Consider the following 12,977-nt stretch of genomic DNA (forward strand, 5'->3'; position numbering starts at 1 on the left):
ATATAGTATGAAGCTATCGCTGGTAGTGCCTTGTTATAACGAGGCAGATAATGTAAAGCTATTTTATGAAAAGGTTGAGGATACATTTTCTGAGCAAAGCTTTGCTTATGAATATATCTTCATCAATGATGGAAGCCGTGATCAGACCTATGCGAATCTGAAAAAGCTCGCTGAGGATCATCCAACTGCCAATATAAATGTCATTAACTTTTCAAGAAATTTTGGGAAAGAAAGTGCTATGTATGCAGGGATGAAGGAATCTGTTGGTGATTATACAGTCATTATAGATGCAGACCTTCAGCAGGATCCTGCCTATGTTCTTCGTATGATGCAGATTTTGGATGAGGATGATAATCTGGACAGCGTGGCTGCTTTTCAGGAAAAGCGTCGCGAAGGAAAGGTTCTCAGAGCCTTTAAATCCACCTTTTACCATTTAATCAATAAAATTTCACAGGTGGAATTTGTTGACGGGGCAAGTGACTTTCGTTTGCTTAGCCGTCCCATGGTAAACGCCATTCTTGATTTGCCGGAGAATAACCGCTTCTCCAAGGGAATCTTTTCATGGGTTGGTTTTCATACATACTATATGGCTTATGATGTACAGGATCGCGTGAATGGTCAATCCAGCTGGTCTTTTTGGAAGCTGTTTAAATATGCAATCGAGGGCTTTGTATCATTTACAACTATGCCATTACGGATTGCAACGGTATTTGGAATAGTTTTTTCATTCCTTGCATTTCTATATCTTATTGTAGTATTGATTCAAAAGCTTATCATGGGAATTACAATTCCGGGATATGCAACAACGATATGCCTGATTTTATTGATAGGTGGTATTCAGCTATTCTGCCTGGGAATTATGGGAGAGTATCTGGCTAGAACCTATATGGAAACAAAACGCCGTCCTATTTTTGTACAGCGTAATAAAATTGATTATAAAGAACGTAAGAAACAGCAGAATAACTGATCTGCTGTTTTTTTGAGCGTATAATGATAGTGTTGTATGTCCTCATATATATCATGAAAAATGAAAACTATTCTTTTAGTAGAATTGAATGTATTTGTAGGCTATTTGTTTCCTCACCATGTATGTAAAGAATAATATTCATTTACAGGGTGAATAACTAGCAGCACAGAAAAGCAAAACCATAATAAAAAATAAAGCAGGATTTTACAGCCTATAAATATTTAAGCAGTATGATTCAAAGAAAACAATTAAATATTTAATCTTTTTTTAGCTTGTATGGAAAAAGTTTTCTGACTTCTTCAGACATTGCATGATCTGATGTACTTCTGCTTCACATTTTTCTGAATCATGATTATTGCATATAAAATGGTTTTCAAAAACATGGATCATTTCATGGATAACCGTCTTCTGCAGCTGCTCACAGGAGCAGCGGTTATTCAAGATAATATAATAATAAAATCCGTCATAATAACAGAAGCCTCTGATTTTTGATCCGAGGTTTTTTTCAATTCGCAAAATAATATTATGCTCCGTACAGAAGTCTTCAAAATTAAAGCAGCTCCCCACGTATATCCCTCCTTTATATCTTAATCCAATCCACGCTCCTTACGAATGCCGTTGATAATCGTTAAAACCATTTCCAGGTCACTGGGATCAAGATCTCTTGTTTTATCAAACAGCAAAGCCAGTGTCTGGTTATCATAAATCTCTTTATACAAATCCAGCAGCTCCTGATTCTTTTCAAAGTACAGCAAATTCTGAACGTGATTACCATACAAGCTGTTTCCTGTATCACTCTCCCATTCCAACAATTCAGCTGGTGTTGTATCAAGCGCATAAGCGATCTGTTCCAGCCTGTCAACTGGAATTTTTTCTGTTTCACCCACAGCATACCGTTGCAGCGCAGATTTCGGTATCCCAGTACGTCGGGACAATTCTCCATAGGACATATTTTTTTCGCTCAGCCTGGACAGGATTTTATCAGAGCATCTGGACATTGTATCACCTCTTTCTTTTATTATAACGCATTGTCCCGATTTTGCAACAAAGCATGAAAGATTATGTCCTAAAAATGGATTGACAGAATGCCGCCACGCGAGTAATATGAAAATATATCCCAGAAATGGGACAGCAAGGAGGAAACTATGGGAAAAGCTGAAACGGAATTAAAAGAACGGTATGTACTAAACAAATTTACAGAATATCCTTATCATCAATGGATGCTGGAAGAAATTCAAAAGGAGCTTACAGAGATCAATAGGGAGCTTTCTGGAAATCAGTATACAGATGTAACGCCCTGGAAGAAAGAGCTGATCTATCGTGAAACAGAGCTGATCAAAGAATTGAACATACATATACAGCAGATGAATCAGGTCGAGCAATGGCTGAAACAGCTGGGAGAGAATCAGCAGAATATCATGAGAATCTACGCGATCGAGCATGGCTGTAAAAATGGCTGTTACTGTGCAAGAGCGACTAACAATACGGAATCCAATGTGTATAAGACGGCAAAGCGCGTGATAAGAAAAATTGCCATGAGCTTGTGATTGTCCGTTCGCGGACAGGGCGATATCGGTATGATATAGGCGTGGTAAGGAACACCGGTGATTTCATCCACAGAGGTTCTGCAGCATGCGGCAGAGCCTTCATAGAAGGGAGGGATAGCGATTGCTGCTAAGTGATATCAAACAGCATCTGCAATCGATTACGGAATGTCCAGATTGGAGCATTGGCTGTATCCACAGTGATAAGCCCAAAAGCATTGCAGTTCTTGGCAAGCAGGGAGTGCTGCAGGCTGTTCAAAGCTATGAACAAAGCTACGCCAGCAAAACGATTGAGCTTGTCATTCGATGGAATGATGAAGCAGAGGCAGAGCAGACTGCACAGCAGCTATATGATTTCTTTCTTGCACAGCCGGATACAATTGGCATCTGGAACATCGTGCAGTGTGCGCTTCCATATGACACCCCTGTCAATATGCAGCCGCTGCCTGACAATGGTATAGAATACCGTATTGAAGTAATGATTACATACAGAAAAGGAGAATAACAACTATGGCAAACGTAACAACAGGAGTATATCCGGTATATCAGATGGAGTTTAAAATCGGTACAAAGGGACTGGCATCCGCAGAGGCTGATATGGTTCCGGTAAAGGATTTGGAATCCTTCTCCATCGCAATGGAGGGAGGAACAGAGAACTGGACATCCATGGATAGCAGCGGATGGGCGCATTCCCTTATGACGGCAAAGAAAATGACGGTATCCGTTAAGGGAAAACGCTCTATCGGTGATGCAGGCAATGACTATGTGGCAGCCTCTCTTTACAAGGATGCCGCTGAATGCAAAACAAAGGCGTCCATTGCATTCCCTGACGGAGCTGCTTTGAGCTTTGACTGCGTACTGGATGTGAAAACCTTTGGCGGTGACAGCACAAATGTGACACCTCTGGAATTTGACATGATTGCAGATGGAAAACCGCTGTATACACCGGCACCGGTACAGGAGTAATCCATGGCCAGAAAATATGATCTGGTAGAACGCCTGAAAGCGAAAAATGAACGTCCGTTTCTTGTTCTGGATGAACAGCATGTGTACAGCATCAATACCAGCAAGACCAACGCACTTGCAATTATGGCATTGATGGATCAAAGAAAATCAGAGGAAGCGGCAGATCTTTCTATGATTGACGATGTCATCCGTATGAGTCTGGGGGAGGATGCATTGCAATATCTGAACGCACAGGAAATCAGCATTGCGGCTCTTCAGGAAATCATGAAGACAATTATGGCTGCCATGGCAGATATGTCGCTTGAGGAAAGTGAACAACAGGCTATAAAAAAGTAAATGACAGAGTCTGGTATGACCTGTTTGAGGATTGGGAGCTGATTGAAGCCTCTTTCGCAATGCAATATCCGGGAAAGGACCTGTATGATGATACGATGGACTGGAAAGAATTCATCACACTGCTTGCAGGACTGCGGAAAGAAACACCATTAGGGCAGATGATTGCCATACGCAGTGAAGAGGATCCGCAGATTTTGAAGCAGTTCAGTGTTGAACAGAAACAGTTACGCACACAATGGCGGACATATTGCATGGAACAGTATCCAAAGAACGGTTGCGAGGGAGACCGATTAGAAAAGCTTTCAGAATTACAGGCCGTACTGGAAGCTGCATTTCATTAACAGCACTCCTTCTACGAGTGCTGTTTTTAGAAAGGAGGTTAATAATGGGAAAAAAAGAAAAAAATGCTGCAGAGGTACAGGTAGATATTGATATCAGTTCCGTGATGAAAACATTGGAGGAAGGGCTGGCCAAGCTGACCTCTTCCATACAGATCAAGACAGCAGACATGCTGAATACAGTATTCACAAATATGAAAAGCTCTATTTCAAAGAACATAACCAGTGTGCAGCAAAGCATATCCGGGTCTTTAAAGGATATGAGTGGCGGTATACAAAATTCGTTTGGGAAGGTCGGCGATACACTGCAGACGGTACAGTCAAAGGTAACCACCCAGATATCAGAAAGCATTTCCTCTTTAAAGGAAACAGCAGAGGGTGTCGTAAACAAAACCAGAGAGGCTATACAGTCTATTGGAAACAGCAGGAAGGGATTGGCTTCAGGCGAATCAACGAATTCAGGCATGGAAGATGCTGGCGGTGAAGGAGGCACAGGCGGTATCAAGGAGCTGTTGCAGGTACCCGATCTTGTTTCCTCTATCAAGGATCAGTTTTCCTCTCTATCTTCCCTTGTGCTGGAACTGGCACCGCAGCTTGGGCCGGTTTTGCAGCCGTTTGTAGATACCATAACCGCAGGTCTTCAGGGGGCCACCGATTTTCTTGAAAATATAAAGGGCTGGTATGATACGTTCACCCAAATTCAGGAGCTGGTACCGGGACTGATGGAAAACATGAATCAGTTGTTTACGATCATATTGAATAATCCGTTTGGTTCATTCCTGATTGCGGCTGCCGCCGTCGTGGCAGTGTTTGCTCTGCTGTATCAGACAAATGAGGAATTTCGAAACAGCATCAATCAGCTGACAGGTGATTTCATTGACTCCCTGTCTCCCGGAATTGAACTGATTAAGGCAGCCTTTGATAATTTATGGAACAATGCACTGCTGCCATTAAAGGATGCATTTCTTGAATTTTGCGATATGGTGATAAAGCCGCTATCCGATGTTCTCTGTGATGTATTCGCAATTGCTGTCAAGACAGTGTACGATATTCTGACATCTCTGTGGAATAATGTGCTGGTACCGCTTGCCACCTTCCTGCTGGATACATTCACCAAGGTGATTCAAAGCGCTATAGAGGTCTGGAATTCCTGGAAGCCGTATATACAGATGATCATGGATATATTTATGAATTTGTGGAACAGTGTTTTAAAGCCACTGGTCAGCTATCTGGCTGATGTGTTTGCCAGCAAATTGAACAGTATTTTTACCAGCGTAAAATCCATTATCGGAAACATCCGTGGAATCTTCTCAGGTCTCATTGATTTTGTGACCGGTGTTTTCACAGGAAACTGGAGAAAGGCATGGCAGGGCGTTTGTGATATTTTCAAAAATGTATTCGGTGGGTTAATGAACATATTGAAAACACCGTTAAATGCCGCAATCGATTTAATCAATAAGGGAATTGATGGTATCAATTCGATAGGCTTTGATATACCGGATATTCTTGGCGGCGGTCATGTCGGACTGAGTGTACCGCATATTCCACGTCTTGCGACAGGTGGTATACTGCGACAGCCGACACTTGCCCTGGTTGGTGAAGGCGGAGCGGAGGCGGTAATGCCGTTGGAACGCAATACCGGATGGATCACACAGCTTGCGCAGCGTTTGAATACGGAGACAAATGGCAATGGACAAAATGATGCATTGCTAAAGGAAATTCTGTATGCAATTCGTTCGCTGAACCTGAATATTGACGGTAAAAAAGCGGTCGGTCTGTTCGCCGCTTCCAAAAAAGAACTGGCTATGCTGAAATGAGGTGATGGATATGAATATTGAATATATTGTAAAGCTGGATGGACGGATTCTTCCACATGTAACTGCATGTACTTCAGGAATAAATGATCTTGTCAGTGATAAATCCGGTAGAATTACCGCATCCGGTAAGATGGTGCGGTATATGATTGACCGAATCCCGTCTTTAAAGCTGGAATTTGCAGTCATGCCGCAGGAGGAGATGCAGCCGCTGCTGGAATCCCTTGCAAAGCCGTCATTTGAGGTGGAGTGGTTTGTACCAGAGCTCGGTGTTTACAAGAAGCAGCAGTTCTATTGCGGGGAGCATGTACCGAAAATAAAAAGTACCAGTCCGCTTCTTTATGATGCGATGAGTATTGAGCTGATCCCGTATGAGGGCAGCAAAGGATGGTGAGGATATGATTAAGGTTAGCGAGGCATTTGCACATGCCGCTGGTGCTGATGTAATACATCCGGCATCGTATATCGTCCTTGGTGATGAACGTATCGTTCCTGTCTCTTATCAGCTGCAGGATGCTGTTTATGATGAGGATTCCCAGAATTTTCTGGGAACCTTCATCTCCCGTTATGGGGAAATGGTGTTAATTTTAGAACGCGAATTGCCATTACAGGATGAACAATTCCAATTATATACCGGTTTTCAGCTTGCGGATGGCAGCATGGAATATGTAACACAGGGAACATTTTATATTTACGAGGTACAGGAGGAGCAGCACGACATTCAGAAAACAATACGGTTTGCGGATGCGAGAATCCTTTTTAACAAACCATTGCAGGAGGTAACATATCCGCTGAGTGTGAAGCAAATGCTGGATACGGTATGTGAACAGGTACAGGTGCCATGTATGGATATCACCGGTTTACCGAATGCAGACTTTATTATTAACGAGGAGGTGTACTGGGGAGAAAATGCGACCTGTGCGGATGCGGTTAAGGTAATTGCACAGGCTGTCGCAGGGTTTGCGCTGATAACAACGGATGGCGCGCTTTGTATCAGATGGTTCTTTGATACTGTATCCCAATGGAATGCGGATACCTATTTTACACTGGAAAGTCACGATGTGTTTGGGCCTGTCAATTCGGTTGTATTGGGCAGACAGCCCCAGAATGACAATATTTATCTTCGGGATGAGGAAAGTGTGAAAGCAAATGGCTTGTGTGAATTTCAAATCAATGATAATCCGATTCTTGATCTGGATCGTAAAACAACAATTCAGCCAATTTTCGAGCGTCTTAAAGGCTTCAGCTACACGCCGCTGCATATGGAAGGGAAAGGAAACCCTGCCCTGGAAAGAGGAGACCGTCTGCAGGTAACACTATTGCAGGATACGCATATGGATTCTTATGTATTCCAACACGAATTGAGCTTTGACGGTGCTCTGATTTCCACGGTGGAAACACCGGCGCTTACCAAAACACAAATTGAATACAGCGCAGCGGATTCCATCGAAAAGCGAATTCTGCAAACAGAGCTGAAGGTTGATAAGGTCAAAGGAGAAATCACATCACAGATACAGGATACGGTTACGAAGGTGGAAAGAATCGAGGCTAGCAGGCGATATGAAGTAAAGGTGCAGTCCGGCAATGGCACGGTCTTTCGCAATGGAGATATTGATACCGTGCTTTCTGTTCAGATTTTATCTTGGGATGAGGATATCACATCTGTAGTATCGGATGAGGCAGTAAGCTGGACTCGGATATCCGCAGATACCACAGGAGATAAAACCTGGTCCCGTACAGGGAAAAGCGTACAGATTACAGCGGCAGATTTTACAGATTCTGCAATCTTTACGTGTGAATGGAACGGATACCGCACACTGCTTTCTCTCGTGAATGTTTATGACGGGCAAAAGGGAGCACCGGGTAAGGCAGGAGAAGATGGAAAGACAACTTATTTTCATGTAAAATATGCACCCGTTGAAAATCCGAGCGATGACCAGATAAGTGAAACGCCGAATAGTTATATAGGTACATATGTGGATTATTCCCCGGAAGACAGCACCATGGCGGCTGCATATACCTGGGCGAGAATTCAGGGAAAAGATGGAATCCACGGAATTAACGGAGCTGACGGGAAAACCTCCTATCTGCATATTCGGTATTCGGATGACGGTGGGCAGACCTTTACATCTTTGGATGGGAAAACACCGGGTATTTATATCGGGCAATATACTGATTTTACACAGACGGACAGTCCGGATGTCACTGCCTATACCTGGGCAAAGGTCAAGGGTGACAATGATATCATAGCATCCAACACTGCACCTGAGCGTAAGGATTGTATGTGGTTAGATACTACAATCGCTCCGGGAATGCTGAAGAAATACAATACGGAGACAGAGATATGGGAGGTTGTAAATGATTTTACTGCAGATATTGATGCTGTTGAACAGACTGTTACGAATTTCTATAATACAGCAATTCAACAAACCAGAAGTGAAATCATTTCGACCGTTATGGATGGCTATATCTCAAAAGATGATCAGGGGAATATTGAACAAAGCATTAAGGAATCTGTTATGGAACAGACGAAGGATGCAATCAATATAAATTTTAAAACAACCAGTGAACTGATAAGCAGCTTAAAGGGTGTTGTAGATACGAATAAGGAGGAAATAAACAAATTTATTCGATTTATTGAAGGTCGTATTGAACTGGGTGAAAATAGCTCTGCGTTTTCCCTGGAAATTACAAATGAAAAAATATCTTTTCAGGACAACGGCTCAGAAATTGCGTATATATCTAATTCACAGCTTGTTATTACAGACGCGAATATCAGAAACAGCTTGTCCATAGGAAAATTTCATTTCATTCCCCGAAGCAATGGTAACATGTCAATCAAATATATATCATAGGAGGTATAAACTATGTCATCATTAGTTTTAACACTAACAGAAAGTAATAGCAGTGTCGCTAATAATACTTCCGATGTCACAGTCGCCGTTACTGTAAAATTCACAGACGGCTGGTGGGCGGCGGCAGATGCAGGAAGCAGTATGACTGTAACCTGTAATGGCACCAGCAAGACTTTAAAATTCGGTGCCTATAATATAGGCGCAAATGGTTCAAAAAATTTAGGCTCTGTAAAATTTACAGGAATTAAACATAATTCTGACGGAAGTAAGACTGTCAATGCCAGTGCATCATGGACAGTACCGTATTCCGGAGGATACAAAGTCAGCGGTTCTGCTTCTCTCACTTTGAAAAAGATAGCCAGAGCTTCTTCCATTAGCTCAATCAGTGGCAGTACCTTAGGTTCACCAGTCACAGTAAACATTACTCGATTGGATAGTACCTTTACGCATACTGTAACCTATAAATTTGGATCTTCAACACAATCTTTTACCGGAAAAGCCACATCCTGTACCTTTACGCCGGCTTTAAGTGATGCATCACAGATTCCTAATGCAACCTCTGGAACAGCCAGTATCACTATTCAGACTTATTCCGGCAGTACTGCTGTTGGTTCTGCCGTTTCAAAATCATTTACACTAAATCTGCCGGCATCCGTTGTTCCCTCCATCAGCGGTCCGACTATAAGCAGAGTAGATAATGGTGTTCCCTCATCATGGGGAATCTATGTCAAGGGCTATTCCAAAGCAAGTGTGAGTATTGGTGGTACTGGTGTTTATGGAAGCAGTATTTCCACCTATACCATTAGTGGCGGTGGCAGTAATGAAAATAAAAACGCCTTAACAACCGGAACTTTGAATACACCGGGAACGATTACCTTTACAGGTACTGTTAGAGACAGCAGAGGAAGGGCGGCAAGTGCTTCAGCTTCCATTACGGTTCTTGATTATAGTGCACCTACGGTCTCATTAACTGTGGAACGATGCAATTCAGATGGATCTGCTAATACAGAGGGTACTTATGTAAAAGCAGCAGCTGTTTATTCTTATACTTCTCTCGGGGGGAAAAACAGCATTGTTGAAAAAAATATAACCATAGGATCATACACAAATACAGCATTCAGCAGTGGGAATGCTATTGTTATCGGCGGTGCTCTTTCAATTGATCAGTCATATATTGCCACGGTGACAATAAAAGACAGCCTTGGAAAAACAGCATCTGCTCAGACCACCGTGCCTACAGGTGCTGTTACAATGGATTTCAAATCCGGCGGTAAGGGTGTGGCTTTTGGGAAGGTTTCAGAAACGGATAATCGATTAGACAGTGCATGGCCTGTTTATGCGCAGGGGCAGCGTCTTGCCAATATAGCGGAAACCTGTATCAATCGGGGAACCATACCAGGAAATGCTGACTTAAATGGCTATAAAGCTACTGGCTTCTATCATCAGCCAAGCAATGCAAATGCTGCTACAGGCAGCCACTATCCAATCGCAGAGGCCGGTCTTCTTCTTGTATATAATGCCGGATATGTTTATCAGACCTATTATCATTATTATGGAAATGGTGTGTGGACAAGAACACTTTATAATGGTACCTGGAGTGGCTGGGTGAAAACAGCAAAAACGTCCGATACGATGACGCCTGCAACCCATAATCATTCTTATGCGACATGGCTTGGCGCACAATATGCATCTGGTGGTGACTGGATGGGCTGGTATAGTGCTTATGGTGGGTCACGGCGCGGATATATACAGCATTCTGGGTCAGATTTTCGTTTTATAAATGAAATAAGTGGTGCCAAAATATATTTCAATCAAAGTGTCTGGTCTCCTGGCTTTCGTATTGATGGAACGAGCGGTTCCCGCTCCCTTGCATGTTATTGGGCTGATGGTGCTTTACATGATATAGTTTCCATAGGGAGTGATAATCTCGCTAATTATCATGGTCCTGCAGATTTCTCGCGTGAAACTGTCACAAATATTCGCGGAAAGTATGTTAAGCTTTATAACCACTCCGGAGGATACTGCAGAGTAAATGGTGCGGCGATAACCTCAGATAAAAATCTGAAAACAGACGTACGTAAATTCAATGAAGCGCATGAGATATTTTTTAAGAAGCTACAGCCACAGATTTTTAAATATGAAAACGGAACCGCCAGGCGTGACCATTTTGGCTTTATCGCACAGGATGTGGAGCAGGCATTATATGCTGCTGGCCTTTCCACTCATGATTTTGCAGGTGTCATCATCGATAAGCATATCACTCGAACGGAGGATGACACGGATGTAAACAGTCTTGTGGATAAAGGAATCACTGAAATGCATTTACTGCGTATGGAGGAATTCATCGCCTTGAATACCCATATGCTGCAGAAAGCATATGCAAAAATTGAAGCCTTAGAAGGTGAACTGACAGCGTTAAAAGCTGCATCAAATGGGAATGCAGCAAAATAGATCCTTCTCTTTGCCCATAACCGATTCTTGAAAGGAGAATGCGAATGAAAGAATTATGTACGAATATAGCAGCAGATTTCCAAATGATCTTTATTTGTTATACAGTCCTTTTGCTTGCCATAGCAGCTAACATTGTATTGAGTCTTTATTATAATATAAGCATATCCAAAGAAATTTTTGAAACAAAACGCTTAATAAAGGGAGTAAAAAAAGCAATTGTCTTAATGCTTGGTACCCTGCTCATGGTTGCGTCTGTCGATGCTGCCACCATATGGCTCACACAATCCGCTGTAAATATCAATGAGCAAACACATGAATTCATTACTGTCGCAATGATCGCAGCTACAATAGGTGTAGCCGCATGGCGTTATATAAAAGATGCTTATCAAACATTTATTCATATTTTAAATAGCGGCATCGTTAGTGCTAAGCATAAAAAAGAATAATGACAGTCTGTTCAGCCTTATATTCTACAAAATAAAAGATAAAGCAGAATACATATAGGAAGCAACGAATAATGCCAAGCTTCTCATGGTGTAAGGAAAGCTGTTGACAACCGTCTTACTCTGTTTATAAGAGACATAAAAACAAGGTGTTATCAGCATGGATAGACTATAGACCTGTTTATTAAGCATTGGGTTTATCGCATATTATGAAGCTAGAAAATCGTAAAAATCAAGGAGAATAAAATGACATTTAAAAAGAGAACCAGCCTGTCCACATTATCAGATAGTAAATGGATGGAATGGGCGATACATAGAACCGGAGTACCCATGCCCAACTGTGTAACCTATGCTACAGCCAGAATCAGTGAAATCCTGAATCGAAGGGAATATCTGGATGACCCCCGCATCAATGGGGCACAGGAGTTGTGGACACATTACTCACAGGGCTTTCACCAATCCAGATATGCACAGCCTGGAGCACTCATGATATGGAGCTATGGCAGATATGGTCATGTAGCTGTTTGTGAAGAGCTGATTGATACGGACACAATAACGTGGAGTCAGTCAAATTATGGAGGAGCAATGTTTGAATACGTAAAGGGGAATCCAAACGGATACAAAGGAATGCAGTTTCTGGGGTATCTCATCCATGATGAGCTGTTAAAAAATCAGCAAACCGCATCAGCTTCACCCGCACCTGCAATCAAGCCAGGGAAAAAAGTAAGAATAAAGGATACCGCTACAACGTATGCAAGCGGGGAGCGTATTCCGTCATGGGTAAAGAGCAAATCCTTCACCGTTTCACAGGTCAGTAAAAACAAAGCCTTATTAAAAGAAATCTTATCTTGGGTTAGACTAACGGATTTACAAATTCAGAAGACACAAAGCACAGGACTGCAGATTGGAAACAGGGTTCGTATCAAAAGGTCTGCCACTGTCTATGCGAGCGGACAGCATATTCCCAGCTGGGTCAAGGAGCAGACCTACACGATCCAACAAATCAAAGCTGACCGTGTACTCCTGAAGGAAATTCAAAGCTGGGTACTTTTACAGGATATTGAGTAGCATTTACGCAGCTTGATATTGGATTGTATACATTTTTACAATTTAAAAAATCATCAAAAGCAGGCGTTTAAAATCAGGAAAAATGGAGAGAATGTCAGAGAAATGGTCTGATATTCTTTTCTTTTAAAATTTTCATAAATCGTGGAAGCGGTATCCTTTCTCCCGTATTGTCACAAAAGGGAAGAAAGACCATAA

14 protein-coding genes are annotated in these 12,977 nt (G+C 42.2%); 12 read left to right on the forward strand and 2 right to left on the reverse strand.

Annotated elements, in window-relative coordinates; translation table 11 throughout:
- The first annotated feature begins 7 nt into the window (after window positions 1-7).
- Window positions 8-967 (forward strand): glycosyltransferase, encoded by a 960-nt coding sequence (locus GKZ87_02360; protein QSI24423.1) that lies wholly within the window; start codon window positions 8-10, stop codon window positions 965-967.
- Between the two features lie 267 nt (window positions 968-1,234).
- Here the strand turns inward: GKZ87_02360 and GKZ87_02365 are convergent, their stop codons facing one another.
- Together GKZ87_02365 and GKZ87_02370 are read right to left on the reverse strand one after the other, a co-directional pair.
- Window positions 1,235-1,534 (reverse strand): hypothetical protein, encoded by a 300-nt coding sequence (locus GKZ87_02365; protein ID QSI24424.1) that lies wholly within the window; start codon window positions 1,532-1,534, stop codon window positions 1,235-1,237.
- Between the two features lie 20 nt (window positions 1,535-1,554).
- Complete coding sequence (locus GKZ87_02370; protein ID QSI24425.1) at window positions 1,555-1,965, reverse strand: helix-turn-helix domain-containing protein; 411 nt, start codon at window positions 1,963-1,965, stop codon at window positions 1,555-1,557.
- A 147-nt stretch (window positions 1,966-2,112) separates the two neighbouring features.
- Between GKZ87_02370 and GKZ87_02375 the strand changes: the two genes are divergently transcribed.
- The 11 genes from GKZ87_02375 (at window position 2,113) to GKZ87_02425 (ending at window position 12,782) form a co-directional block, all read left to right on the forward strand.
- Window positions 2,113-2,514 carry a hypothetical protein gene (locus tag GKZ87_02375; GenBank protein QSI24426.1) on the forward strand — a complete coding sequence of 134 codons (402 nt, stop codon included), beginning with the start codon at window positions 2,113-2,115 and terminating at the stop codon, window positions 2,512-2,514.
- Window positions 2,515-2,635: 121 nt separating this feature from the next.
- Window positions 2,636-3,016 (forward strand): hypothetical protein, encoded by a 381-nt coding sequence (locus tag GKZ87_02380; protein QSI24427.1) that lies wholly within the window; start codon window positions 2,636-2,638, stop codon window positions 3,014-3,016.
- A 5-nt stretch (window positions 3,017-3,021) separates the two neighbouring features.
- Window positions 3,022-3,477, forward strand: a complete 456-nt coding sequence (locus GKZ87_02385) for a hypothetical protein (GenBank protein ID QSI24428.1) — start codon at window positions 3,022-3,024, stop codon at window positions 3,475-3,477.
- A 3-nt stretch (window positions 3,478-3,480) separates the two neighbouring features.
- The gene (locus GKZ87_02390) at window positions 3,481-3,813 is read left to right on the forward strand and encodes a hypothetical protein (GenBank protein ID QSI24429.1); all 333 of its coding nucleotides are present in this window, start codon (window positions 3,481-3,483) and stop codon (window positions 3,811-3,813) included.
- 20 nt (window positions 3,814-3,833) lie between these two features.
- Window positions 3,834-4,154 (forward strand): hypothetical protein, encoded by a 321-nt coding sequence (locus tag GKZ87_02395; GenBank protein ID QSI24430.1) that lies wholly within the window; start codon window positions 3,834-3,836, stop codon window positions 4,152-4,154.
- A 44-nt stretch (window positions 4,155-4,198) separates the two neighbouring features.
- Complete coding sequence (locus GKZ87_02400) at window positions 4,199-5,968, forward strand: hypothetical protein (GenBank protein ID QSI24431.1); 1,770 nt, start codon at window positions 4,199-4,201, stop codon at window positions 5,966-5,968.
- 10 nt (window positions 5,969-5,978) lie between these two features.
- Window positions 5,979-6,359 carry a hypothetical protein gene (locus GKZ87_02405; GenBank protein ID QSI24432.1) on the forward strand — a complete coding sequence of 127 codons (381 nt, stop codon included), beginning with the start codon at window positions 5,979-5,981 and terminating at the stop codon, window positions 6,357-6,359.
- Between the two features lie 4 nt (window positions 6,360-6,363).
- Window positions 6,364-8,820, forward strand: a complete 2,457-nt coding sequence (locus GKZ87_02410) for a hypothetical protein (protein ID QSI24433.1) — start codon at window positions 6,364-6,366, stop codon at window positions 8,818-8,820.
- A gap of 12 nt (window positions 8,821-8,832) precedes the next feature.
- Complete coding sequence (locus tag GKZ87_02415) at window positions 8,833-11,271, forward strand: hypothetical protein (protein QSI24434.1); 2,439 nt, start codon at window positions 8,833-8,835, stop codon at window positions 11,269-11,271.
- Between the two features lie 44 nt (window positions 11,272-11,315).
- Window positions 11,316-11,717, forward strand: a complete 402-nt coding sequence (locus GKZ87_02420; protein QSI24435.1) for a hypothetical protein — start codon at window positions 11,316-11,318, stop codon at window positions 11,715-11,717.
- 243 nt (window positions 11,718-11,960) lie between these two features.
- The gene (locus GKZ87_02425; protein ID QSI24436.1) at window positions 11,961-12,782 is read left to right on the forward strand and encodes a CHAP domain-containing protein; all 822 of its coding nucleotides are present in this window, start codon (window positions 11,961-11,963) and stop codon (window positions 12,780-12,782) included.
- Window positions 12,783-12,977: the final 195 nt, after the last annotated feature.

This window comes from Erysipelotrichaceae bacterium 66202529, from assembly GCA_017161075.1.
In the GTDB taxonomy this organism is placed as follows: Bacteria; Bacillota_I; Bacilli_A; order Erysipelotrichales; family Erysipelotrichaceae; genus Clostridium_AQ.

Excerpts from the sequence above, each read along its gene's own strand:
- GKZ87_02400 (QSI24431.1), top strand. The coding sequence starts at position 4,199 with ATGGGAAAAAAAGAAAAAAATGCTGCAGAGGTACAGGTAGATATTGAT.
- GKZ87_02410 (QSI24433.1), top strand. The coding sequence starts at position 6,364 with ATGATTAAGGTTAGCGAGGCATTTGCACATGCCGCTGGTGCTGATGTA.
- GKZ87_02425 (QSI24436.1), top strand. The coding sequence starts at position 11,961 with ATGACATTTAAAAAGAGAACCAGCCTGTCCACATTATCAGATAGTAAA.
- GKZ87_02370 (QSI24425.1), bottom strand. The coding sequence starts at position 1,965 with ATGTCCAGATGCTCTGATAAAATCCTGTCCAGGCTGAGCGAAAAAAAT.
- GKZ87_02415 (QSI24434.1), top strand. The coding sequence starts at position 8,833 with ATGTCATCATTAGTTTTAACACTAACAGAAAGTAATAGCAGTGTCGCT.
- GKZ87_02420 (QSI24435.1), top strand. The coding sequence starts at position 11,316 with ATGAAAGAATTATGTACGAATATAGCAGCAGATTTCCAAATGATCTTT.
- GKZ87_02390 (QSI24429.1), top strand. The coding sequence starts at position 3,481 with ATGGCCAGAAAATATGATCTGGTAGAACGCCTGAAAGCGAAAAATGAA.
- GKZ87_02375 (QSI24426.1), top strand. The coding sequence starts at position 2,113 with ATGGGAAAAGCTGAAACGGAATTAAAAGAACGGTATGTACTAAACAAA.
- GKZ87_02385 (QSI24428.1), top strand. The coding sequence starts at position 3,022 with ATGGCAAACGTAACAACAGGAGTATATCCGGTATATCAGATGGAGTTT.
- GKZ87_02405 (QSI24432.1), top strand. The coding sequence starts at position 5,979 with ATGAATATTGAATATATTGTAAAGCTGGATGGACGGATTCTTCCACAT.
- GKZ87_02360 (QSI24423.1), top strand. The coding sequence starts at position 8 with ATGAAGCTATCGCTGGTAGTGCCTTGTTATAACGAGGCAGATAATGTA.